The organism is Cellulomonas sp. NPDC057328, assembly GCF_042667215.1.
Taxonomy (GTDB): Bacteria; Actinomycetota; Actinomycetes; order Actinomycetales; family Cellulomonadaceae; genus Cellulomonas.
Genome location: NZ_JBHUZW010000005.1, coordinates 31,611 through 53,668 on the forward strand (window position 1 = coordinate 31,611; position 22,058 = coordinate 53,668).

Annotated in this window: 19 protein-coding genes; 16 read left to right on the forward strand and 3 right to left on the reverse strand. The window is 75.9% G+C overall.

Features of this window, described 5'->3' with window-relative positions:
* Window positions 1-6 precede the first annotated feature (6 nt).
* The 8 genes from pnuC (at window position 7) to ACFUMH_RS02060 (ending at window position 9,060) form a co-directional block, all read left to right on the forward strand.
* A complete protein-coding gene (gene pnuC / locus ACFUMH_RS02025) occupies window positions 7-612 on the forward strand; it encodes a nicotinamide riboside transporter PnuC (RefSeq protein WP_378199589.1) in 606 nt (201 codons plus the stop codon).
* Entirely contained in the window at window positions 609-1,799 is a 1,191-nt protein-coding gene (locus ACFUMH_RS02030) for an AAA family ATPase (protein WP_378199592.1), read from the forward strand. The genes pnuC and ACFUMH_RS02030 overlap by 4 nt, the downstream gene beginning before the upstream one ends.
* A complete protein-coding gene (locus ACFUMH_RS02035; protein ID WP_378199595.1) occupies window positions 1,796-3,406 on the forward strand; it encodes an ATPase in 1,611 nt (536 codons plus the stop codon). The genes ACFUMH_RS02030 and ACFUMH_RS02035 overlap by 4 nt, the downstream gene beginning before the upstream one ends.
* Window positions 3,403-4,404, forward strand: coding sequence for a hypothetical protein (locus tag ACFUMH_RS02040; RefSeq protein WP_378199598.1), 1,002 nt, complete (start codon window positions 3,403-3,405; stop codon window positions 4,402-4,404). The genes ACFUMH_RS02035 and ACFUMH_RS02040 overlap by 4 nt, the downstream gene beginning before the upstream one ends.
* On the forward strand, window positions 4,401-6,239 hold the full coding sequence (locus ACFUMH_RS02045) for a hypothetical protein (protein ID WP_378199601.1): 1,839 nt from the start codon (window positions 4,401-4,403) through the stop codon (window positions 6,237-6,239). The genes ACFUMH_RS02040 and ACFUMH_RS02045 overlap by 4 nt, the downstream gene beginning before the upstream one ends.
* Complete coding sequence (locus ACFUMH_RS02050; protein ID WP_378199604.1) at window positions 6,236-6,901, forward strand: hypothetical protein; 666 nt, start codon at window positions 6,236-6,238, stop codon at window positions 6,899-6,901. Before ACFUMH_RS02045 ends, ACFUMH_RS02050 begins: the two co-directional genes overlap by 4 nt.
* Window positions 6,888-8,405, forward strand: a complete 1,518-nt coding sequence (locus tag ACFUMH_RS02055) for an AMP-binding protein (RefSeq protein ID WP_378199606.1) — start codon at window positions 6,888-6,890, stop codon at window positions 8,403-8,405. Before ACFUMH_RS02050 ends, ACFUMH_RS02055 begins: the two co-directional genes overlap by 14 nt.
* 82 nt (window positions 8,406-8,487) lie before the next feature.
* Window positions 8,488-9,060: a phosphoribosyltransferase gene (locus tag ACFUMH_RS02060; protein WP_378199609.1), complete on the forward strand. Its 573-nt coding sequence runs from the start codon at window positions 8,488-8,490 to the stop codon at window positions 9,058-9,060.
* On the opposite strand, the gene ACFUMH_RS02065 is transcribed toward ACFUMH_RS02060, so the two are convergent.
* The 3 genes from ACFUMH_RS02065 to ACFUMH_RS02075 form a co-directional block, all read right to left on the reverse strand.
* Window positions 9,020-9,883, reverse strand: a complete 864-nt coding sequence (locus ACFUMH_RS02065; protein WP_378199612.1) for a formate/nitrite transporter family protein — start codon at window positions 9,881-9,883, stop codon at window positions 9,020-9,022. The two genes, ACFUMH_RS02060 and ACFUMH_RS02065, sit on opposite strands and share 41 nt — an antisense overlap.
* Before the next feature lie 62 nt (window positions 9,884-9,945).
* Window positions 9,946-10,641, reverse strand: coding sequence for an HAD hydrolase-like protein (locus ACFUMH_RS02070; protein WP_378199615.1), 696 nt, complete (start codon window positions 10,639-10,641; stop codon window positions 9,946-9,948).
* On the reverse strand, window positions 10,638-11,354 hold the full coding sequence (locus ACFUMH_RS02075; protein ID WP_378199618.1) for an HAD hydrolase-like protein: 717 nt from the start codon (window positions 11,352-11,354) through the stop codon (window positions 10,638-10,640). Before ACFUMH_RS02075 ends, ACFUMH_RS02070 begins: the two co-directional genes overlap by 4 nt.
* 294 nt (window positions 11,355-11,648) lie before the next feature.
* Between ACFUMH_RS02075 and ileS the strand changes: the two genes are divergently transcribed.
* The 8 genes from ileS (at window position 11,649) to ACFUMH_RS02115 (ending at window position 21,918) form a co-directional block, all read left to right on the forward strand.
* Window positions 11,649-14,897: an isoleucine--tRNA ligase gene (ileS, locus tag ACFUMH_RS02080; protein WP_378199622.1), complete on the forward strand. Its 3,249-nt coding sequence runs from the start codon at window positions 11,649-11,651 to the stop codon at window positions 14,895-14,897.
* Entirely contained in the window at window positions 14,894-16,282 is a 1,389-nt protein-coding gene (locus ACFUMH_RS02085) for a bifunctional folylpolyglutamate synthase/dihydrofolate synthase (protein WP_378199625.1), read from the forward strand. The genes ileS and ACFUMH_RS02085 overlap by 4 nt, the downstream gene beginning before the upstream one ends.
* 157 nt (window positions 16,283-16,439) lie before the next feature.
* A complete protein-coding gene (gene dhaK / locus ACFUMH_RS02090) occupies window positions 16,440-17,435 on the forward strand; it encodes a dihydroxyacetone kinase subunit DhaK (RefSeq protein ID WP_378199628.1) in 996 nt (331 codons plus the stop codon).
* Between the two features lie 43 nt (window positions 17,436-17,478).
* Window positions 17,479-18,120 (forward strand): dihydroxyacetone kinase subunit DhaL, encoded by a 642-nt coding sequence (gene dhaL, locus ACFUMH_RS02095; RefSeq protein WP_378199631.1) that lies wholly within the window; start codon window positions 17,479-17,481, stop codon window positions 18,118-18,120.
* 64 nt (window positions 18,121-18,184) lie between these two features.
* Complete coding sequence (dhaM, locus tag ACFUMH_RS02100) at window positions 18,185-18,931, forward strand: dihydroxyacetone kinase phosphoryl donor subunit DhaM (RefSeq protein ID WP_378199634.1); 747 nt, start codon at window positions 18,185-18,187, stop codon at window positions 18,929-18,931.
* Window positions 18,932-19,000: 69 nt separating this feature from the next.
* Window positions 19,001-19,663, forward strand: a complete 663-nt coding sequence (locus ACFUMH_RS02105; protein ID WP_378199637.1) for a TetR/AcrR family transcriptional regulator — start codon at window positions 19,001-19,003, stop codon at window positions 19,661-19,663.
* 134 nt (window positions 19,664-19,797) lie between these two features.
* Entirely contained in the window at window positions 19,798-21,522 is a 1,725-nt protein-coding gene (locus ACFUMH_RS02110; protein ID WP_378199640.1) for an MDR family MFS transporter, read from the forward strand.
* Window positions 21,523-21,531: 9 nt separating this feature from the next.
* A complete protein-coding gene (locus ACFUMH_RS02115) occupies window positions 21,532-21,918 on the forward strand; it encodes a DUF4233 domain-containing protein (protein WP_378199643.1) in 387 nt (128 codons plus the stop codon).
* Window positions 21,919-22,058 lie beyond the last annotated feature (140 nt).

The following is a 22,058-nucleotide window of genomic DNA, read 5'->3' on the forward strand; positions in this document are numbered from 1 at the left end:
GCGCCCGTGGACTGGGTCGAGGTCGTCGGGTTCGTGACGGGCGCCGCGTGCGTGTGGCTGGCGGCGCGGCAGCACGTCGCGAACTTCCCCGTGGGGATCGTGAACAACGTCGTGTTCGCGGTGCTGTTCTGGCAGTCGGGCATCGCCGCGAACGCCGCGCTGCAGGTGGTGTACCTCGTGCTCGGCGCCCTCGGCTGGTACTGGTGGGTGCGCGGCGGCCCGGGGCGCTCGACGCTGCCGGTGCGCCGCACCCCGCGGTGGGCGTGGTGGGTCGGCGGCGCCGCGGCGGCCCTGGGGACGGTCGCGCTGGCGCGCGTCCTCGACGCGTCGGGCGCCTCGGTGGAGCCGCTGTGGGACGGCGGCACGACGGCGCTGAGCCTCGTCGCGCAGGTCATGCTCGGGCGCAAGTGGGTCGGCAGCTGGGCGGTGTGGATCGTCACCGACGTGCTGCTGATCGGCCTCTACCTGAGCCTCGGCCTGTACCTGACGGCGGCGCTGTACGTGCTGCTCATCGCGCTGTGCGTGCAGGGCTGGCGCGCCTGGTCGCGGGACCTCGACGAGCGCGACGACGCCCCGGCGCCGGCCGTCGCCGCCCCCGGCGCGCCCGCATGACCGGGGCGCGGTACCGGCACGGGCTCGTCATCGGCAAGTTCTACCCGCCGCACGCCGGCCACCTCGCGCTGGTCCGGCACGCGCTCGCACGCTGCGACCGGGTGACCGTGCAGGTCCTCACGTCCTCCGCCGAGTCGCTGCCGGGCGAGCTGCGCGCCCGGTGGCTGCGCGAGGAGCTGCCCACGGCGCACGTCGTCCACGGCGTCGACGACGCCCCGGTCGACTACGCCGACCCGGCCGCCTGGGACGCGCACGTCGCCGTCATGCGGGGCCTGCTCGACGCCCCCGTCGACGCGGTCGCGACGTCGGACGCGTACGGCGCCGAGCTCGCGCGCCGCCTGGGCGCCACCTGGCTCCAGGCGGACCCGGGCCGCCGCGCGGTGCCGGTGTCCGGCACCGCCGTCCGCGCCGACCCCGCGGGGCACTGGTGGGCGCTGCCCGCGTCCGTCCGCGCCTGGTACGTGCGCCGCGTCGTCGTGCTCGGCGCCGAGTCGACCGGCACGACGACGCTCGCCGAGGACCTCACCGCGCTCCTCGGCCTGCCGACCGTCGCCGAGTTCGGCCGCGAGTGGTCCGCGGAGCGCCCGGGCGGCCTGGAGGCGCCGTGGCACACGGCCGAGTTCGACCTCGTCGCCCGCGAGCAGGCGCGCCGCGAGGACGACGCCGCGCGGCGCACGCCCGTCCCGCTGCTCGTCTGCGACACGGACGTGCTCGCCACGACCGTGTGGCACGAGCGCTACGTCGGTACGCCGTCGCCGACCGTCCGCGCGCTCGCGGCGACGCGCGTGCCCGACCTGTACCTGCTGACCGGCGACGAGATCCCGTTCGTGCAGGACGGCATGCGCGACGGCGAGCACGTGCGGCACGCGATGCAGGACCGGTTCCGCGCCGTGCTCGCCGAGCAGGAGGCGGCCGGGGGAGCGCCGTGGGTGGAGCTGCGCGGCGACCGGGCCACGCGGCTCGCGCACGCGGAGGCGCTGGTCCGGCCCCTCCTCGCCACGCCCCGGCCGCTCGCCGACCCGCTGCCGCAGGCCAACGGCGACGTCGTCCACCTGGGCGGTGTCCCCGTCCGCGTCGTCGACGGACGCGCCGTCGCGGCGGCGGCCGGGCCGGGCACCCGCGCGGGCGACACCGCCGCGGCGGTGCCCGTGGCGGCCGCGGGCCGCGTGCCACACTCCGACGCGTGAGCGCACCCGAGCCCGCCGCCGACGCCGGCCTGACGCACGTGTCCGCCGCCCCGACCCGGGCGGGGGTGCGGCGCACGGGCGACGCGGACGTGGCGCTCGACGTGGCGCACCTGTTCGCCGACGCGTCCGCGGGCGCCGCCGCACCGGCCGGCGCGCCCCTCGACGAGAAGCTGCGCCAGGCGTACTTCTGGATGGTCAACCACGCGATCATCAGCCCGCACTACGACCTGGAGTTCCACGACCCGCAGCGTCCGCGCACGGCGTTCCACGTCGGCGACTCGCGCGCCGCGGTCGAGCTGCCGACCGACCAGTCGTACTCGTCGTTCGTCCTGCTGCCGCTGCTCACGTTCGCCGTGCGGGGCCGCTGCCTGCTGGTCGGCGGGCCGGGGCGCGGCAAGACGGCGTCGGCGGTGCTGATGGGCGTCATCGCCGGCTACCCGGTGCGGGACGTGCGGCGCGCCATGCAGCACGGGCACCCGCAGCTGACCGTGCAGGACATGTTCGGCACGCCGCTGCCGCGGGACCTCATCGGCGCCGAGCGGCTGTCGGACATCGACGTCGCGTGGCGCTCGTGGCTCGGCATGCGCGTGAAGATCGTCGACGAGTACAACCGCATCCCCACGCGCACGCAGTCCGCCCTGCTGACCGTCCTCGCGGACGGGTACGTCGAGGTGTTCGACCAGGTCTACGAGACCGGGGCGTCCGCCTGGTACCTCACCGCGAACGACGACGCGGGCGGCGGCACGTTCCAGGTGGTCGACGCGCTGCGCGACCGCATCGACGTCGTCGTCACGGCGCTGGCCTTCAACAGCCGCTTCCTGGGCGACCTCGTCACGCGCGCCGAGCTCCGGCTGCGCCCCGAGGAGACCGTGCCCCCGGGCATCGTCTTCGACGCCGACGAGCACGACCGCGTGCACGCCGAGGTGCTGCGCGTGCCGTTCCCCGCGCCGGTCCGCCGGCGCCTGGAGCACTTCGCGGCCCAGCTCGAGCTGCTGGAGAGGGCCGCGTGGCAGCTCGAGTACCGCACCAAGGACACCGCCCGCCTGGCCGGGGTCGACCCGCACCTGCTCGCGGTCGCCGACGACGGCCGCGACCGCCGCGAGGACGTCGGCGCGCAGACCCTGACGGGTCTGTCGGTGCGCGCGCTGCAGTCGCTCATCTCCTACGCGAAGGCCATGGCGTACTTCCGCGGGAACGCCGAGGTGACCCTCGACGACCTGCGCGCCGTGCTGCCGTTCGTCCTGCACGACAAGCTGCAGCCGGACCTGCAGGCGCCCGCGTTCGACGACCCGGAGCGCGAGGCGCTGCGCACCGACCGCGTCTCGTGGATCCGGGACCTGTTCGACACCGCGTGCCGCCAGTACGACGCCGCGGGCCTCGACGACGACGACCCGGTGGGCGACGTGCTCGCCGAGCTGGCCCGCGGCCTGGACGGCGTCGACGAGCCGACCGTGCGCGAGCGCCTCGCCCGTGTCGAGGGCCTGCTGGGCCGCTGGGGCACCACGACGAAGCTGCACGGCGACGTCTACGAGGACGCCCTCGCGCTCAAGTACGCCCACCAGCGCTACTCGTCCTACCTGGAGTGGCTGCGCTGGAGCGGCGCGTGAGCGCAGCGGCCCTGCGGCCCGACGGTCCGCTGGGACGGACGCTGCGCGCGCACGCGGCGTCCGTCGACCCGTGGCTGCGCGCCGCGGCGGCCGCCGGGGCCCGGGCGGACGACGTGCGCGCCGCGCTGACCGACCTCGAGCCCGTGACGCCGCGTCTCGTGGACGCCGCGGACGGCGCCGCGGACGACGTCGAGCCCGGGACTCCCGCGCTGCTGGAGGTCGTGCGCGTGACGCTCGACCTCGTGGCCCGTGGGCGGTGGCGCGCCGGCCTCCCGCAGCGCGCCGCGGTCCTGAAGGTCCTGCCCGCGCTCGCGCCCTGGTGCCGGGCGCTCGGCGGCGCCGTCGTCGCACCGGTCGTCGCCGCCGCCGCGGTCGTGGGCCGCCGGGATGTGCTCGACCGCTGGACGGCCCTGCTCGCCGCGGCCCCGCCGCCGCCGTCCGCGGCGCTCGTCCGCCCGGCGCTGCTGGTCGCGGCGTGGCGGTGCGGGCTCGTCCGGTACCGGGACGCGGCGCTCGAGGCCGCCGCCGGGCTGCCCGCCGACGTCGTGCGCGCGCTGCTCGCGCTGCCCGCGGACGCGGACGTCGCGGCCCTGCTGGACCGGCACCGCTCCGACCGCTGGTGGTGGCCGGGAGCGCCCGCCGGTGCCGGTGTGCTGTCGCGTGCGGGCGGGTTCACCGCGTGGGGCGGCCCGTGGCTGACGCCGCCCCGCGCCGTGGTCGCCGGGCCCACCGGGTGGGGAGCGGTCGCGGACGGGTACCGGTGGTCGGTGCTGGCCGACGTCCACGGGTCCGCCGTCGTGCGCCTGGCACCCCACACGGACGAGCCGTGGGGAGCCGGCCCGGAGCGTGCCGTGCCGGCTGCGCTGCCGGTGCCCTGGACGGACGAGGTCACGGGCGCCGCACCGGACCCGCACGACCCCGCGCTCGTGCTCGTGAGCCGGGCCCACTCGTACGCGCTCGACGTCGTGCGGCTCGCCGCCGCGGACGGGGCAGCGTGAGCGCGGCCGGCCCCGGCGGCGTCCCCGCACCGGGGCTGCGCGTGACGCAGGCGGAGCTCGACGCCCTCGCGGAGGCGTGGCGCGCCCGCTGGCCCGACGCCCTCGCCGCCTGGGGGCGCGCCTCGCGCATGCACCCGCCCGTGCTGCACACGTCGCCGGTGCCGGGTGCCCGCTCGTTCGCCTGGTACGACACCCGTCGGGTCGAGGTCCACGCGGACCTCGTCCACGCGCTCGCCCTGGGCGTCGAGGACCACGCGCTCGCCGTGCTGGCCCACGAGGTGGGCCACCACCTGCTCGCCCCCGTCGACCGACGCACCGGCCTGCGCATCGCCGCGCGCGTGCGCGCCGGCCTCGTGGACCAGGACCACCTGGTCGGCGTCGTCGCGAACCTGTGGTGCGACCTGCTCGTCAACGACCGGCTGCAGCGGACGGGCGGGGCGGACTGGGCGGCCACCTGGCGGGCGCTCGCACCGGCGTCGGACCCGCTGATGGCGCTCGTCCTGCGGGCGGACGAGATGCTCTGGCACCAGCCGCGCGGCTCGCTCACCGGCCCCGGCGTCGACGTCGACGAGGGCGCGGCGTGGCTGTGCGCGCGCCTCGTGCGCGCCTACGCGCGCGACCCCGTCGGCGGTGCGGCGGGGTTCGCCAGCCTCGTGCGCACGGCGCTGCCGGAGGACGCGCTGCGCGACCTCGACGTGCGCCGCCTGCGCCTCGTCGTGTGCGGGGACGCGGACGAGGGCACCGGCCTGCCCGCCGGGCTGGCCGGCGACCCGTCCCTCGCGGCGCCCGTGCTGCACCCGTCGCTCGACCCGGCCGTGGTGGGCGACGTGACCGGCGGTGCCACCGGCACCGCCGACGAGGACGTGCAGCCCCCCGTGGCCGACGCGTCCGCGCCCGGCTCCGCGCACGGCACCCTCGGCAGCACGCTCCTGCCCGGCGACCTGCACGCGGTGCTCCTGGCCCTCGGCGACACCACCTCGCTCGAGGACGTCGCGATCGCCTGGTACCGCGACCGCGCGGCCGCGTACCTCGTGCCGTTCCCGGTCGAGCGGACGCCCGGCGTGCCGGAGCACCTGGTCGGCGGCTACGACACCTGGGAGGTCGGCGACGACCTGGCCGACGTGGACTGGACCGGCACGGTCACGGCGTCGCCGGTGGTCCTGCCGGGCGTGACGACCGTCCGCCGCGAGGTGCTCGACGACGCGCCCGCGCTCGCGAGGGAGACACCCGTCGACCTCGACCTCTACCTCGACTCGTCCGGCTCGATGCCGGACCCGAAGCGGTTCTCCGCCATCGCGCTCGCGGGCGCGGTGCTCGCCCTGTCCGCGCTGCGCGTCGGCGCGCGCGTCCAGGCGACGACGTGGAGCGGCCCGCACCAGGTGGCGGGGACGGACGGGTTCACGCGGGACCCCGAGGCGGTGCTGCGGGCGGTCGTGGCGCACTTCGGCGGCGCCACCGCGTTCCCGCTGGGCGTCCTGCGGCGCACCTACCTGGGCGACGACGGCCGTCCGCCGGCCGCGACGCGGCCCACGCACATCGCGGTGGTGTCGGACGACGGGGCGCGCACGATGCTCGCCGACGCGTCCCCAGACGGCGACGGTCCGACCCCGCTGGCGGTGCAGGCGCTCGAGCGCGCCGGCGGGGGCGGCTCGCTGCTGCTCGACGTGCCGGAGGGGTGGCGCTCGCGGACGGAGGCGGGGCTGCCCGCCGGCTACGACGTCCACTGGGTCGGGGCGGACACGGACCTGGTGGACTTCGCGCGCGACTTCGCGCGGCGCACGTACGCGAGGACGCCCGGACCGCGGTCGGCCGGCGCGACGGGAGGGTCACGATGAGCGACGTCACCCCGGACGAGGCCACGGGGCGCCTCCCGTCGAGCGTCGTCCCCGGCGAGCGGAGGGACGGCCCGCCGCTCGCGGTGCTGCTGCACCGGCTGACCTCGTGCCCGGCCGACCTCCTGGACCCGCAGGTGCACGCGACCGCGGCGGTCGCCGACCTCGCGGTCGCGCTGGACGGCACGGTGCTCGACCCCGCCTGGCTGCGCCACCTGGACGAGCGGCTCGCGCCCGGCACGCCCGTGGGCCGCGACGCGGCCGCCCTCGCGCTGCTCGCGTCGTGGCTGGTCGCGGACCCCGCCCTGCGCGGCACGCCCGGAGCACGGGACGCAGCGGCCCGGGCGGGCGGCACGGGCGGCTGGCTGCTGCGCGTCGTCGACGCCCTGCCGCGCGTGCTCGCCGGGCTGCGCGCGGGCCCGGCCTGGCTCGCGCAGGACGGCCCGCGCGAGGAGCTCGCCCGCGCGTTCCTCGCCGTCGCGGGGCTGCGGCCGGCGGGTGAGGACGACGACCTCGCGGCGGACGCCTGGGCCGCGGTCAGCACGGCACACCAGCGCGTCCTGACGGCGCAGATGGCGCAGGAGCAGGAGCGTGCCCGCGAGCTCGCCGCGCGGCTGGCGGAGCAGCGGGCGAAGGAGGCGGCGGCGCAGTATGCGAACTACTGACGGCGACGCGCGGGACGCCGCCGGCGCCGGGAGCGCCGACCCGGCGCCCGACCTGACCGCACCGGACGGCCTGCTGGCGGAGTACGCACCGATGGGGGCGGCGACGCTCGCCGACGCCGAGCGGTGGCCGAGCCTGCCCGCGTCCGACCTGGCGCGTGTCGCGCGGGCCCGGGCGCACCCGGCTGCCCCGGTGTGGGTGCACGAGACCGGCGACCGCCTGGACGAGGCGGACCTGCGCGCCCTCGGCGGCCGCCACGCAGCGCCGACCGACGCCGGGGGCGGACGCACCGCGGCGCCGGACGACCCGCCCACCTGGGTCGCCGACCTCGTCGCACGCGCCCACGCCGTCGTGCCGCGGTACCGCCGGGCGGCGCGCGCGGGCACGAGCGGACCCACGACACCGCTGGCCGACCTGCCCCGGGTGACGCGCGCCGACCTCGTCGCGGACCTCGCCGCGCACGTGCCCGTCGACGTGCCGCTCGACCGGGTCCTGGAGGGCACGAGCTCGGGCAGCACGGGCGCGGCGCTGCGCGTGCCGCTGCACCCGCGCGCGGTCGCCTCGGACCTGCTCCTGCTGCACGGGCTCGTCACCGCGGCGGGCGCCCGCTGGGAGGCGGACGCGGACCGGCTCGCCCTGCTCAACCTCGTCGACCAGCGGACGGCCTTCACGTACGTCTCCGCGATGTCGGCGTTCCCGCGGCCTGCCGGCATCCCGGTGCCGCTGATGGCCCGGGCGAACCTGGACCCGTCGGCGTGGCGGGCGCCGGGCGACCGCGAGCGGTGGCTCGCCGCGGTCGACCCGCAGGTGGTGAGCACGAGCGCGCTGCCGCTGCTGCACCTGCTGGAGCTCGCGGCGGAGGGTCTCGACCTGCATCCCGTCGCGGTCGTCAACGGCGCCACGCACGTCACGCCGGCGGTGCGTGCGGCGGTGCGCGCCACGTGGGACGTGCCCCTCGTGGACCTGTACGGCCTGCGAGAGACGGGTCCCGTGGCCGCGGCGCTCGACGACGGCGACCACGTGCTCGTCGACCGGCGCGTGCACGTCGAGGTGCTCGACGCCGACGGGGTGCCGGTGCCCGAGGGCGTGCGCGGCGAGGTCGTGGTCACGGTCGACGAGAACCCGTACCTGCCGCTGCTGCGCTACCGGACCGGTGACCACGCCGTCCTGCGCCGGGACGCACGCGGCACGGTGCTGGTCGGCCTCGAGGGACGCGCACCCGTGCGGTTCGCCGACGCGTCGGGGCGGTGGCGGCCGTCGGTGGACGCGACGCAGGTGCTGCAGGCGGCGGGCCTGCTCGCGTGGCACCTGCACCAGGCCGCGGACGGCGCCGTCCGGCTCGTGGCCGTGCCCGGGCACGCGGGTGCGGCGGACGCGGCGGCGCGCGCGGTGCGCGACTGGCTCGGCCGCCCCGTGGAGCTCGACGTGCGGGACCGGCCGGAGCGCGCGGAGGGCAAGCCGCACCGCTTCACGACCGACCTCGACGCCGCCACCCGCGCACCCTGACGGCGCCGGTGACCGCGCCGGTGACCGCGACGGCCCCGCGCCGGCGACGGCGCCGGCACCGCGTCCGGGGGAGACTCGGGGCATGACGACGACGGGTGGGGCGGGCGCGGCGGCGACGCCGGCGACGGGGGAGCAGGCCGACGGGCAGGACCTCCCGCCGGACCGCGAGGTGCTGGACTGGGCGCTGTTCGGCGAGGCGTCTCGGGAGCTCGCGCAGGCCGTCGTGGACTCCGGCTTCGTGCCGGACGTCGTCGTCGCGGTCGCGCGGGGCGGGCTGCTGCCGGGCGGGTCGCTCGCGTACGCGCTGGGGACCAAGGGCGTCGGGACGCTCAACGTCGAGTTCTACACGGGCGTCGACTCGCGCCTGCCGGAGCCGCAGGTGCTGCCGCCGCTGCTCGACGTCGACGCGCTGCACGGCATGCGTGCGCTGGTCGTCGACGACGTCGCGGACACCGGCGAGACGCTCGCGCTCGTGCAGCGCCTGGTCGCGCAGCACTGCGCGGAGGCGCGCTCCGCGGTCCTGTACGCCAAGCCGCGCTCGGTGATCGACCCGGACTACGTGTGGCGTCGCACCGACCGGTGGATCACGTTCCCGTGGTCGGCGCTGCCGCCGGTCACGCCGGCGTCGTCGGACGCCAGCGGGAGTCGTCGTTGACCCACGCGTAGTACAGGCCGATGAGCAGGCCGCCGCCGACGAAGTTGCCGACGAGCGCCAGCGCGACGTTGCCGGCGGCGAGCCCGAGGTCGAGGCCCTCGCGCAGCCCGACGATCGAGAACAGCACGGTGTTGGCGACCGAGTGCTCGAGGCCGAGGAACGCGAAGATGAAGACGGACACGATCATGACCAGCGACTTCGTCAGGTCGTCCTTGATGAGCCCGTTGTAGACGAGCAGCATCGCCAGGTTGATGCAGAAGTTGCACAGCACCGCGCGCACGAGCAGGTCGACCCAGCCGACCGGGCCGGCGGACACGTACGCGAGCTTGTGGTCGACGGAGGCGAGCATCTGGTCGAGCGCGGCGCCGTCGACGAGCGTGGAGAACCGCACCAGGAGGGCCACGAACAGCCCGCCGACGAGGTTGCCCAGGTAGCACAGACCGAGCAGCCGCAGCGCGCGGCGCCAGGTCGTGCGCCGGTGGTAGGCGCCGATCGAGACGATCATCATGTTGGAGGTCAGCAGCTCGGACCGCGAGTAGTAGATGAAGACCAGCGCCCACCCGAACGCCACGGCCCCGACGATCCGGCCGAGCGGCTGCAGCGACGTCCCGGCCGCCTCGACCGACGCGAACGCGGCGACCACCGCGTAGTACGTGGCGTACAGCAGCCCGATGATGACGCCCGCCATCGCCGCCCGCTGCAGGTACCGGCGCGCGAGGCGACCGGACATGGTCGTCTTCGTCTCGAGCGCGTCGAGGACGGTGCTGATGAAGTGCCGGCCGGGGAAGAGCCCGGCGAGCGGGTCGAGCGCGGGGGCGTTCACGCAGGTCAGGCTTCCACAGCCGGTGTGGGCCCGCAGCGGACCTCCCGCCGTTGCGCCGGCCCTCAGCCGGAGACGCGTGCGGTGAGCCCGAGCCGGTCGAGCAGCCGCGGCGCGAGGTCGGCGACGTCGTGCAGCACCTCCGCGGCCCCGGCCCGCCGCAGCTCGTCCTCGCCGCCGTAGCCCCAGGCGACGCCGACGCAGGCGACACCGTGGGCGGCGGCACCGGCGACGTCGTGCTCGCGGTCGCCGACCATGAGGGTACGTGCGGGGTCGACCGGTGCGGTCGCGGCCAGCGCGGCGAGCGCGTGCGCCACGACGTCGGCCTTGGTGGACGGGACGTCCAGCGGTGCGCCGGCCACGAGCTCGAGGTGCGTGTCGAGGGCGAGGTGCGCGCAGATCGGGACGGCGAACACCTCCGGCTTGCTGGTCGCCACGGCGAGGCGGACGCCGGCGGCGGTGAGCGCGGCGAGCTGGGCCGGCACCCCGTCGTACACGTGGTTCTCCCACATCAGGCCGCCGCGGTACGCGGTGCGGTAGGCCGCGACGGCGTCCGGCACGCGGTCCGCCGGCACGCCGTGCGCCGCGAACGAGTCGCCGAGGGGCGGGCCGACGAACCGGCGCAGCGTGGGCTCGTCGGGCGTCGGCAGTCCGAGCGCCCCGTACGCGGCGCGCACCGACGCCGCGATGCCGGGGTAGGAGTCGGTGAGCGTCCCGTCGAGGTCGAGCAGGACGACGGGCCGTGCCTCGGAAGGGGTCACGCGGTGCGCCGGCCGGCGTCCGTGAGCCCGAGCCGGTCGAGCAGCCGCGGCGCGAGGTCCGCGACGTCGTGCACGACCTCCGCCGCCCCGGCCCGCCGCAGCTCGTCCTCGCCGCCGTAGCCCCAGCCCACGCCGACGCACGCGATGCCGTGCTCGTGCGCACCCTCGACGTCGTGCTCGCGGTCGCCGACCATCACGGTGCGTGCGGGGTCGTGCGCGACGCCGGTGTGCTCGCGCACCCACGCCAGCGCGCGGCCCATGATCTGCCCCTTGGACTCCGACTCGTCGTCGGGGGCGCCGACGACCGCGTCGAGCAGCGGGGTCAGGCCGACCTCCGCGCAGATGGGCAGCGCCCACGTGGCCGGCTTGGCCGTGGCGACGACGAGCAGCGCGCCGGCCTCCCGCAGCGTGCGCAGCGCCTCCGGGATGCCGTCGAAGACCGTCGTGTCCCACACGCCGACACGGCCGAAGTGCTCGTTGTAGACGGCGATCGCGTCCTCGAGGTTCTCGGCGGCGACGCCGTGCGCGGGGAACGAGCGGCCGATGGGCGGGCCGATGAACGTGCGCATCGCGGCCTCGGTCGGCGCGGGCACGCCCAGGTGGGCGTAGGCGGCGCGGACCGACGACAGGACGCCGGGCGCGGAGTTCATGAGGGTGCCGTCGAGGTCGAGCAGGACGAGCGGGCGGGCGGGGGCGGGGGGCGGCGTGGTCATCACCGCCATTGTCCTCGACGCGCGTGACCGCCTCGCGGCTACCATGGGACGCACAGGCGTCGACCCGGCCATCACCGGTGAGCCTCCGGAAGAACGGGACACGCACCCTCGTGGTGCGGGTCCTCAGTAGAACCGGACGGGGCAGGCCCGTCACAGCCGCAGCGAGAGTGGTCCGTGCGCCCCGGTGCGCGGGCAAGCGAGGTGGTACCGCGGTGCCGGCCGGGTCGTCCGGGCGTCGTCGTCCTCGTGGTCCGACACGTGCGCACCGTGTGCGCGAGACCAGGAGCACCGCCCGTGGCGTACCCGCTGCACCGCCCCGAGACCCCCGTCCCGGCGTCGCCGGACCTGCCCGCGCTCGAGCGCGACGTCCTCGCGCACTGGGAGGCCGACGGCACGTTCCCGGCGTCGGTCGACCAGCGCCCCGCGGGCGAGGGCGGCGCCAACGAGTACGTCTTCTACGACGGCCCGCCGTTCGCCAACGGCCTGCCGCACTACGGCCACCTGCTCACCGGGTACGCCAAGGACGTCGTCCCGCGCTTCTGGACGATGCGCGGCAAGCGCGTCGAGCGCCGGTTCGGCTGGGACACGCACGGCCTGCCCGCCGAGCTCGAGGCGGAGCGCGTCCTCGGCATCACCGACAAGGCGCAGATCGACGAGATGGGCATCGCCGCGTTCAACGAGGCGTGCCGCACGTCGGTGCTGACCTACACGAAGGAGTGGCAGGAGTACGTCACGCGCCAGGCGCGCTGGGTCGACTTCGAGCACGACTACAAGACCCTCGACCCGACGTTCATGGAGTCGGTGATCTGGGCGTTCAAGCAGCTCTACGACAAGGGCCTCGCGTACGAGGGCTACCGCGTGCTGCCGTACTGCTGGCGCGACGAGACCCCGCTGAGCAACCACGAGCTGCGCATGGACGACGACGTGTACGCGTCGCGCCAGGACCCCGCGCTCACGGTCGGGTTCCGCCTCGAGTCGGGCGAGCTGCTGCTCATCTGGACCACGACCCCGTGGACGCTGCCGTCCAACCTCGCCGTCGCGGTGGGGCCGGAGATCGAGTACGTCGTCGTCGAGCCGCAGCAGGGCTCGCCGTTCGCCGGGACGCACCCGGGCGAGCGCGTGGTGCTGGCCGCCTCACGCCTGGCCGCGTACGCCCGCGAGCTCGGCGACGAGCCGACGGTGGTGGCACGCCTGACGGGAGCCGACCTCGTGGGGCGCCGGTACACGCCGCCGTTCGACTTCTTCCTCGGCCACGAGAACGCCCACCAGGTGCTCTCCGGCGACTTCGTCACCACCGAGGACGGCACGGGCGTCGTGCACCTGGCGCCGGCGTTCGGCGAGGACGACATGGCCGCGTGCGACGCCGCGGGCATCCCGCCGGTCGTCCCGGTCGACTCCAAGGGCCGCTTCACCGCGCTCGTGCCGGACTACGCCGGCGTGCAGGTGTTCGAGGCGAACAAGCAGATCATCGCCGACCTCAAGGCGGCGTCCGGCCCGCTCGAGCGCGCGGCCGCCGGCGTGCGTCCCGCGCTCGTGCGGCACGAGACCTACGAGCACTCCTACCCGCACTGCTGGCGCTGCCGGAACCCGCTCATCTACAAGGCCGTGTCGTCGTGGTTCGTCCGCGTGTCCGCGTTCAAGGACCGCATGGTCGAGCTGAACAAGGAGATCACCTGGATCCCCGGGCACATCCAGGAGGGCCAGTTCGGCAAGTGGCTCGAGAACGCCCGGGACTGGTCGATCAGCCGCAACCGGTACTGGGGCACGCCCATCCCGGTGTGGGTCTCGGACGACCCGGCGTACCCGCGCGTCGACGTCTACGGCTCCTTCGCGGAGATCGAGGCGGACTTCGGCCGCGTGCCCACGAACGACGCCGGCGAGCCCGACCTGCACCGCCCGTACGTCGACGACCTGACGCGTCCCAACCCGGACGACCCGACGGGCCGCTCGACGATGCGCCGCATCCCGGACGTGCTCGACGTGTGGTTCGACTCGGGGTCGATGCCGTTCGCGCAGGTGCACTACCCGTTCGAGAACCGCGAGTGGTTCGAGCACCACTACCCGGGCGACTTCATCGTCGAGTACATCGGCCAGACGCGCGGCTGGTTCTACACGCTGCACGTGCTGGCGACGGCGATCTTCGACCGCGCCGCGTTCCGCAACGTCATGTGCCACGGCATCGTCCTCGGCGACGACGGCCGCAAGGCCAGCAAGTCGCTGCGCAACTTCCCCGACCCGGCCGAGATGTGGGACCGGTACGGGTCGGACGCCGTGCGCTGGAACCTCATGTCGTCCTCGATCCTGCGCGGCGGGAACCTCGTCGTGTCGGAGGAGGGGATCCGCGACGGCGTGCGCCAGGTGCTGCTGCCGCTGTGGAGCACGTACTACTTCTTCACGCTCTACGCCGGTGCGGCGGACGACGGGCGGGGGTACGTCGCGCGCCCGGTCGACGCCGCACGTGCTGCCGGGCTGCCCCCGATGGACCGGTACCTGCTGGCCCGCACGGACCGGCTCGTCGCCCGCCTCACCGAGCAGCTCGAGGCCTACGACATCCCGGCGGCGTGCGAGTCGGTGCGCGAGCACCTCGACGTGCTGACGAACTGGTACGTGCGCACGCAGCGGGACCGGTTCTGGTCGGAGGACGCCGACGCGTTCGACACGCTGTGGACCGCGCTCGAGCGGCTCACGCGCGTCATGGCGCCGCTTGCGCCGCTGGTCACCGAGGAGGTGTGGCGCGGCCTGACGGGCGCGCGCAGCGTGCACCTCACGGACTGGCCGACGGCCGGGGAGGCGCTCGTCCGCGACGACGCGCTCGTCGCCGCGATGGACGAGGTGCGTGCCGTCGTGTCCGCCGCGCTCGGGCTGCGCAAGGCGCACCAGGTGCGCGTGCGCCAGCCGCTGCGCCGGCTCACCGTCGCGGTGGCGGACCCGGCGGCGCTCGCGCCGTACACGGACCTGCTCGCCGCGGAGCTCAACGTCAAGCACGTCGACACGGTCACGGCCGACCTGGCCACGGCGCAGGGCTTCGGCATCACGCAGCGCCTCGCGGTCAACGCCCGCGCGGCCGGCCCGCGCCTGGGCCGCGGCGTGCAGGCGGTCATCAAGGCCGCCCGCGCGGGCGCGTGGCGCCAGGACGGGGACGCGGTCGTGGTGACGACCGACGACGGCGACGTCGCGCTCGAGGCGGCCGAGTACGAGCTGACGACCGTGGTCGCCGGCGGCGAGGGCGGCGACGCGACCGTGGCGGCGACCGTGCTGCCGGGCGGGTCGTTCGTCGTGCTCGACCTCGCGCTCGACGACGCGCTGCGCGCCGAGGGGTACGCGCGCGACGTCGTGCGGGCCGTCCAGGACGCGCGCAAGGCCGCCGGGCTGCACGTCGCCGACCGCATCGACCTCACGCTCACCGTGCCGGCCGACCAGGTCGCCGCGGTCGAGGCGCACCGGGAGTTCGTCGCGGCGGAGACGCTCGCGACGGGGCTGTCGGTGGTGCCGGGGGACGGCGCGCTCCAGGTGCACGTCGCGCGGGCGGGGGTCCAGGCGTGAGCCCGGCACGGCCCGGCGGCGCGGACCACCTGCGGGACGCGGCGGCGCGCGCCGCCCGGGAGGCGGCCGACGAGGTGTACCGCGGCATCCTCGCGCGGGCGCCCGAGCACGACATCGACCCCGAGCTGTCCCGCGTGCGGGCGGTGCTCGAGCTGCTGGGCGACCCGCAGCGGGCGTTCCGCTCGGTCCACCTGACGGGCACGAACGGCAAGACGTCGACCGCCCGCATGGTCGAGCGGCTGCTGCGCGAGCACGGCCTGCGCACGGGCCGGTTCACCAGCCCGCACCTCACCCGCGTCAACGAGCGGATCGCGATCGACGGCGAGCCGATCAGCGACGAGCGGTTCGTCGAGGTGTGGCAGGACGTCGCGCCCTACGTGCACATGGTCGACGCACGGTCGGCCGAGCGCGGCGAGCCGCGGCTGTCGTTCTTCGAGGTGTTCGTCGTCATGGCGTACGCCGCGTTCGCGGACGCACCGGTCGACGTCGCCGTGGTCGAGGTGGGCATGGGCGGGCGCTGGGACGCCACGAACGTGCTCGACGCCGAGGTCGCGGTCATCACGCCCGTCGCGATGGACCACGAGCGCTACCTCGGGCACAGCCTGGTCGAGATCGCGTCCGAGAAGGTCGGCATCGTCAAGGACGGCGCCACGCTCGTGCTCGCGCAGCAGACCGAGGACGTGGACGGCGTCGTGCTGACGGCGGCGGCGGAGCGCGGCGCACGCGTCGTGCGCGAGGGCGTCGACGTCTCCGTGGTCGAGCGGCAGGTCGCCGTCGGCGGCCAGCTGGTCGCGCTGCGCGGCATGGGCGGCGTCTACACCGACGTCTACCTGCCACTGCACGGGGCCCACCAGGCGCACAACGCGCTCCTGGCGCTCGTCGCGACCGAGGCGCTGCTGACCGGTGGCGCCGCGCTCGACGGCGACGTGGTCGGCGCCGCGTTCGCGGACGCCACGTCGCCCGGCCGGCTCGAGGTCGTGCGCTCGAGCCCCACGGTCATCGTGGACGGCGCGCACAACCCCGCCGGCACCGAGGCGCTCGTCGCGGGCGTCGAGGAGGCCTTCGCGTTCCAGCGCCTCGTCGGCGTGGTCGGCGTCATGGCCGACAAGGACCCCGAGGGCATGCTGTCGGTGCTCGAGCCGGTGCTCGACGAGGTGGTGGTCACGCAGGCGTCGTCCGAGCGCGCGCTCGACGTCGACGACCTCGCGGAGATCGCGGTCGAGGTCTTCGGCGAGGACCGCGTGCACGTCGCGCCCCGCCTGCCCGACGCGATCGACGTCGCCGTGCAGCGCGCCGAGGGGGAGGTCGAGCGCGGTGCCGGCGTGCTGGTCACCGGCTCGATCCTGCTCGTCGCCGAGGCGCGCGTGCTGCTCGGGCGCGACTGACCCGACGGCCGGGCGGCCCACGCACGGGTGCCGCCCGGCCGTCCGCCTTGACCGGCGTCCAGGGGCGTCGTTAGGTGGGCCGTGCGGGACGCCGGCGCCCCGCCCGCACGTCGTGCGCCGACCCGCCCCGCTGGGGGCCACGTGGAGGAGGACGCGAGTGAAGAAGCTCATCAACGACCCGCAGGACGTCGTCGTCGAGTCGGTCGAGGGCTTCGGCCTCGCCCACGCCGACCTCGTGCAGGTGCACCGCGACCCGCTGTTCGTGGCGCGCGCCGCCGGCACGGTGCCCGGCAAGGTCGGGCTCGTCAGCGGCGGCGGCAGCGGGCACGAGCCCCTGCACGCGGGCTTCGTGGGCGTCGGCATGCTCGACGCCGCCGTGCCGGGCGCGATGTTCACGTCGCCGACGCCCGACCAGGTCGCCCCGGCGTTCGCCGCCGCCGACGGCGGCGCGGGTGTCCTGGCGATCGTCAAGAACTACACGGGCGACGTCCTCAACTTCGAGACCGCCGCCGAGCTCGCGGAGGCCGACGGCGTCACCGTGCGCACCGTCCTGGTGAACGACGACGTCGCCGTCGAGGACTCCCTCTACACGGCGGGCCGGCGCGGGGTCGCGGGCACCGTCGCCGTCGAGAAGATCGCGGGCGCGGCCGCCGAGCGCGGTGACGACCTCGACGCGGTCGCGGCCGTGGCGGAGCGCGTCGTCGCGAACGTGCGGTCGATGGGCGTCGCGCTCACCGCGTGCACCGTCCCGCACGCGGGGCGCCCGAGCTTCGACCTGCCCGAGGACGAGATCGAGGTCGGCATCGGCATCCACGGCGAGCCCGGGCGGCGCCGCGTGCCCATGGCCCCGGCCGACGAGGTCACGGAGATGCTGCTGACCCCCGTGGTCGAGGACCTGGGCCTGGCGGGCGGCGAGCAGGTGCTGCTGCTCGTCAACGGCATGGGCGGGACGCCCGCCTCCGAGCTGTACGTCGTCTATCGTCGGGCACGCGCGTTGCTCGCGGAGCGCGGGGTCGAGGTGACCCGCTCGCTCGTCGGCAACTACGTGACTTCGCTGGAGATGCAGGGTGCGTCGGTCACCGTCCTGCGTCTGGACGACGAGCTGACCGCGCTCTGGGACGCCCCCGTGCACACCGCCGCGCTGCGCTGGTGACGGCGGTCGTCGCCGTGGGCGCCCGACGTGAGGAGGAGGGCCGATGACCCTGGACGTGGCGTGGGCGCTGGACTGGGTGCGCCGGTCGGCGGCGACCGTGACGGAGCACCGCGACGAGCTCGTCGAGCTCGACCGCCTCATCGGCGACGGCGACCACGGCGAGAACCTCGCGCGCGGCTTCGCGGCCGTCGTCGGCCGGCTCGAGGCGCTGCCGGAGCCGCCGGCCCAGGTCGGCGACGTCCTGCGGCTCGTGGCGACGACCCTCATGTCGACCGTGGGCGGCGCGGCCGGGCCGCTGTACGGCACCGCGTACCTGCGGGCGTCGAAGGCCACGGCGACCGGGGTGCTGGACAGCGACGGGGTCGTGGCGATGCTCGAGGCCGCGCTCGACGGCGTCGTCACGCGGGGCCGGGCCGGGCCGGGGGAGAAGACGATGGTCGACGCGTGGACGCCGGCGGTCGCGGCCGCAGTCGAGGCCGCGGACCAGGGCGCGCCGCCGTCCGAGGTGCTGGCGTCGGCCGCGCGCGCCGCCCACGACGGCGCCGAGGCCACCGTGCCGCTCGTCGCGACGAAGGGCCGCGCGAGCTACCTGGGGGAGCGGTCGGCGGGTCATCTCGACCCCGGTGCGCGCTCGAGCGAGCTGCTCCTGGTGGCGGCCGCCGAGGCGGCGGCGGCGGCGGACTGACGCGGACCGGTGGACACGCGCGACGACGACGTCGCGCGACGGGCGAGAAGGAGGGGAGCCGTCGATGGCTCGACGATGGGCGCAGGTGGCGCTCGTGCTGGTGTCGCACTCGCGTGCGCTCGCGGAGGGCGCCGCGGAGGTCGCGGGGCAGATGGCGCCGGGCGTGCTGATCGTGCCGGCGGGCGGCCTCGACGACGGCGGCATCGGGACCAGCTACGCCCGCGTCGAGCAGGCGGTGGCGCAGGCGTCGGCGGACGGGCGCGCGGTCGTGGTGCTCACCGACCTGGGCTCGGCCGTCATGACGACCGAGTCGGTGCTCGACATGGCGGACGCCGGGCTGGCCGACCGGGTCCGGCTCGCGGACGCGCCGTTCGTCGAGGGTGCCGTGGCCGCGGGCGTCACCGCGCACGGCGGCGGCGACCTCGCGGCGGTGCTCGCGTCGGCGCACGACGCGGGCGGGACGTTCGCCGGCTGGGCGCCCGGGCAGGGCGAACCGGCGTCCGGCGACGGTCCCGCGGTCGTCGACGGCGGGTCCGCGCAGGCGGACGCCGACGGCGTCGTCCGGGGGTCCGCCGTGCTGCGCAACCGCCTCGGGCTGCACGCGCGCCCGGCCGCGGTGCTGGCGCGCGCGCTCGCGGCGTACGACGCGCGCGTCCGCGTGAACGGCGCGAACGGGGCCAGCGTCCTGGAGCTCATGAAGCTCGGCGCGCAGCAGGGCGACCGCCTCGACGTGGTGGCCGAGGGGCCGCAGGCGGCGGACGCGGTGCACCGGCTGGTCACCGCCGTCGAGGAGGGGTTCGGCGAGGAGTAGCGCGTCCCCGGCCATGTCGCCTACGAAAGTGCATTGACTGCAAAGTTGCAGTCGGTGCAAGATGAGGTCATGACTCCCGCGCCGCCGACCGTCGGCACCCCCGCGTCCGACGCGCACGGCCCCGGTGCGCCTGCGCCCGGCACCCCGGCGCCGGGCCTGCGCGAGCGCAAGAAGGCCGCCCGCCGTGCCGCGCTCGTCGACGCCACGCACCGCCTCGTGGCGGAGCACGGCCTCGACGCGGTGACCGTCGAGATGGTCTGCGCCGAGGCCGGCGTCGCGCCGCGCACGTTCTTCAACTACTTCGCGACCAAGGACGACGCGGTGCTCGGCCACTCGCCGTGGACGCTCGACGCGGGTGCTGCCGCCGTGTTCGCCGCCGGCGGCCCGTCCGGGCACCTGCTCGACGACCTCGTGAGCCTGCTCGCACCCGTCCTCGGCGACCCGCCGCTCGGGCGCGAGCGGATGCACCGGGCCATCGAGCTCGCGTCCGTGCACCCGCGCCTCATGGCGCACCACGTGGCGTGGATGGACCAGCAGAAGGACCGGCTGCTCGAGGTCGTCCGCTCGCGGCTCGGCGACGGCTCGCCGCACCTCGCGGACACGGTGACGGGTCTGGTCCTCGTCCTCGTGCACAGCACGTTCGTGCGGTGGGAGGCCGAGGGCGGCACGGGCGACGCCGAGGCGCACGCCCGTGCGGTCGTCGCCGACATCCGGGCGGTCGTCACCGCCTGACCTCGCCCGCACCGACCGATCACCCCCCGCCCGGCCGCCCCGCACCCGCGGCCCGGACGGGCGCGTCCGCACCACCCGACCACGGCAGCGTCGCCGCCACCGACCACCCCACCACCAGAAGGACGAGGCACCCCATGGCCGGCACCGCCACCGCACCGAGCCGCGCGGACGACGCGCCGCTCGTCGTGCTCACGCCACGCACCGTGTGGCTCATCTTCGGCGCGCTCATGGCGTCGATGTTCCTGTCGTCGCTCGACCAGTCCATCGTCGGCACCGCGATGCCGACGATCGTCGGCGAGCTCGACGGCGTCGAGCACCAGGGCTGGGTCGTGACGGCCTACATCCTGGCCATCGCGATCGTCATGCCGCTGTACGGCAAGTTCGGCGACCTGTGGGGCCGGCGCTGGCCGTTCCTCTTCGCCATCGGCCTGTTCACCGTGGCGTCCGCCGGGGCCGGGTTCGCCGGCTCCTTCGAGGCCCTCGTCGCCTGGCGCTTCGTGCAGGGCCTCGGCGGCGGCGGCCTCATGATCCTGTCGCAGGCGATCATCGCCGACGTCGTGCCCGCCAAGGAGCGCGGCAAGTACCTCGGCCCGATGGGCGCGCTGTTCGGCATCGCGGCCGTCATCGGCCCGCTGCTCGGCGGCCTCTTCACCGACCACGCCGACTGGCGCTGGGCCTTCTGGATCAACATCCCGATCGGCGTCGCCGCGTTCGTCGTCGCGTGGATGACGCTCAAGCTGCCGTCGCGCCGCTCGGAGCGCCCCGTCGACGTCGCGGGCATCTTCTTCCTCGTCGTCGCGACCTCGGGCCTCGTGCTCGCCACGAGCTGGGAGTCCTTCAGCGGCGGCACCGGCTACGACTGGACGGACCTGCGGCTGCTCGGCCTGGTCGTCGGCACGCTCGTCGCGATCGCCGCGTTCGTCGCGGTCGAGCTGCGCGCCGTCGAGCCGATCCTGCCGCTGCGCCTGTTCCGCAACCCGACCTTCACCATCGCGACGGCCATCGGCCTCGTGCTCGGCATGGGCATGTTCTCCGCGCTGGCGTTCCTGCCGACGTTCTTGCAGATGGCGACCGGCGCGGGCGTGACCCAGTCCGGCTTCCTCATGCTGCCGATGATGGCGGGCGTCATGATCACGGCCATCGGCTCCGGCATCGCGATCACGCGGACCGGCCGCTACAAGGCGTTCCCGGTCGCCGGGCTCGCGATCACGACGCTCGGCCTCATGTGGCTGACCCGCCTCACCGGTGACATGTCGATGTGGCTGTTCGGCGCGATGATCTTCGTCCTCGGCGCCGGCATGGGCCTGGTCATGCAGACCGTCGTGCTCGCGGTGCAGAACTCCGTCGACCCGTCGGAGATCGGCACGGCCACGAGCGCGAACAACTTCTTCCGCGAGATCGGTGCGGCCGTCGGCACGGCGCTGTTCTCGACGATCTTCACGTCGCGCCTCAGCGACCGGCTCGCCGAGGCGTTCGGCGACGTGCCGGCCGGTGCCGGCGGCACCGAGGCGTCGGGCCTGACGCCCGCCGCGGTCGACGCGCTGCCCGAGCCCGTGCGCACGGGTGTCGTCGACGCCTTCGCCGGCGCGCTGGCGCCCGCGTTCTGGTACCTCGTGCCGCTGGTCGTCGTGGGCCTGGTGCTGGCGCTGTTCCTGCGCGAGGTGAAGCTCTCCGACGTCGCGGGGATGGTCGCGCGCGGCGAGGCCGTCGCCGACCCGGGCCGCGCGGCGCGCGCCGCCGAGCCCGACGTGGCCGTGCCCGGCTCGGCGCAGGTCGAGGGCGGTTCCGTCCCGGCGGACGACGACGCCGCGGGCGCGGGGGAGCGTGCGTCCGCCGGGACGTCCGCGCCGCGCGGCTAGCCTGGTGCGATGAGCATGCACGGTGGCGGCCGGGGCGGTCGCAAGCGGCCCGCCAAGCCGCAGTTCACCCAGATGACGCTGATCCTCGAGGCGCTGCTGGTGTTCTTCGCGACCCTGGTCGCCTACGGGCTGCGCGCCGCCCCGCCCGCCACCGTGTGGACGCTCGGCGGCGTGACCGCCCTCGTGCTGCTGGTCGTCGCCGGCTACGTCGGCCGGCCCGGCGGCTACGTCGCCGGGTCGGCCGCCCAGGTCGCCGTGCTCGCGTTCGGCGTGCTGGTCCCCATGATGTTCGTGGTGGGCGGCCTGTTCGTCGTCCTGTGGGTCGTCTCCCTGCGGCTGGGCGGACGCATCGACCGCGAGCGCGCGGAGTACGACGCCGCCCACCCGGAGGGCTGACCCGCCCGTCCCCACGCCCGACCCGAGGCCGCCGACAGCGATGTCGGCGGCCTCGTCCGTTCCAGTGGAGCTCCGCGCCGTCCGTCCGTGCCCGCACGCAGCCGCACCGTGACCGCTCCGCGCAGCCCCGTGCACACGCA

What these genes read in the sequence shown, in the direction of transcription:
- dhaL (WP_378199631.1), top strand. Translation starts at nt 17,479, where the DNA reads ATGACCCTGGACGTGGCGTGGGCGCTGGACTGGGTGCGCCGGTCGGCG.
- ACFUMH_RS02115 (WP_378199643.1), top strand. Translation starts at nt 21,532, where the DNA reads ATGAGCATGCACGGTGGCGGCCGGGGCGGTCGCAAGCGGCCCGCCAAG.
- ACFUMH_RS02060 (WP_378199609.1), top strand. Translation starts at nt 8,488, where the DNA reads ATGACGACGACGGGTGGGGCGGGCGCGGCGGCGACGCCGGCGACGGGG.
- ACFUMH_RS02075 (WP_378199618.1), bottom strand. Translation starts at nt 11,354, where the DNA reads ATGACCACGCCGCCCCCCGCCCCCGCCCGCCCGCTCGTCCTGCTCGAC.
- ACFUMH_RS02055 (WP_378199606.1), top strand. Translation starts at nt 6,888, where the DNA reads ATGCGAACTACTGACGGCGACGCGCGGGACGCCGCCGGCGCCGGGAGC.
- ACFUMH_RS02030 (WP_378199592.1), top strand. Translation starts at nt 609, where the DNA reads ATGACCGGGGCGCGGTACCGGCACGGGCTCGTCATCGGCAAGTTCTAC.
- ACFUMH_RS02110 (WP_378199640.1), top strand. Translation starts at nt 19,798, where the DNA reads ATGGCCGGCACCGCCACCGCACCGAGCCGCGCGGACGACGCGCCGCTC.
- ACFUMH_RS02050 (WP_378199604.1), top strand. Translation starts at nt 6,236, where the DNA reads ATGAGCGACGTCACCCCGGACGAGGCCACGGGGCGCCTCCCGTCGAGC.
- ACFUMH_RS02105 (WP_378199637.1), top strand. Translation starts at nt 19,001, where the DNA reads ATGACTCCCGCGCCGCCGACCGTCGGCACCCCCGCGTCCGACGCGCAC.
- dhaM (WP_378199634.1), top strand. Translation starts at nt 18,185, where the DNA reads ATGGCTCGACGATGGGCGCAGGTGGCGCTCGTGCTGGTGTCGCACTCG.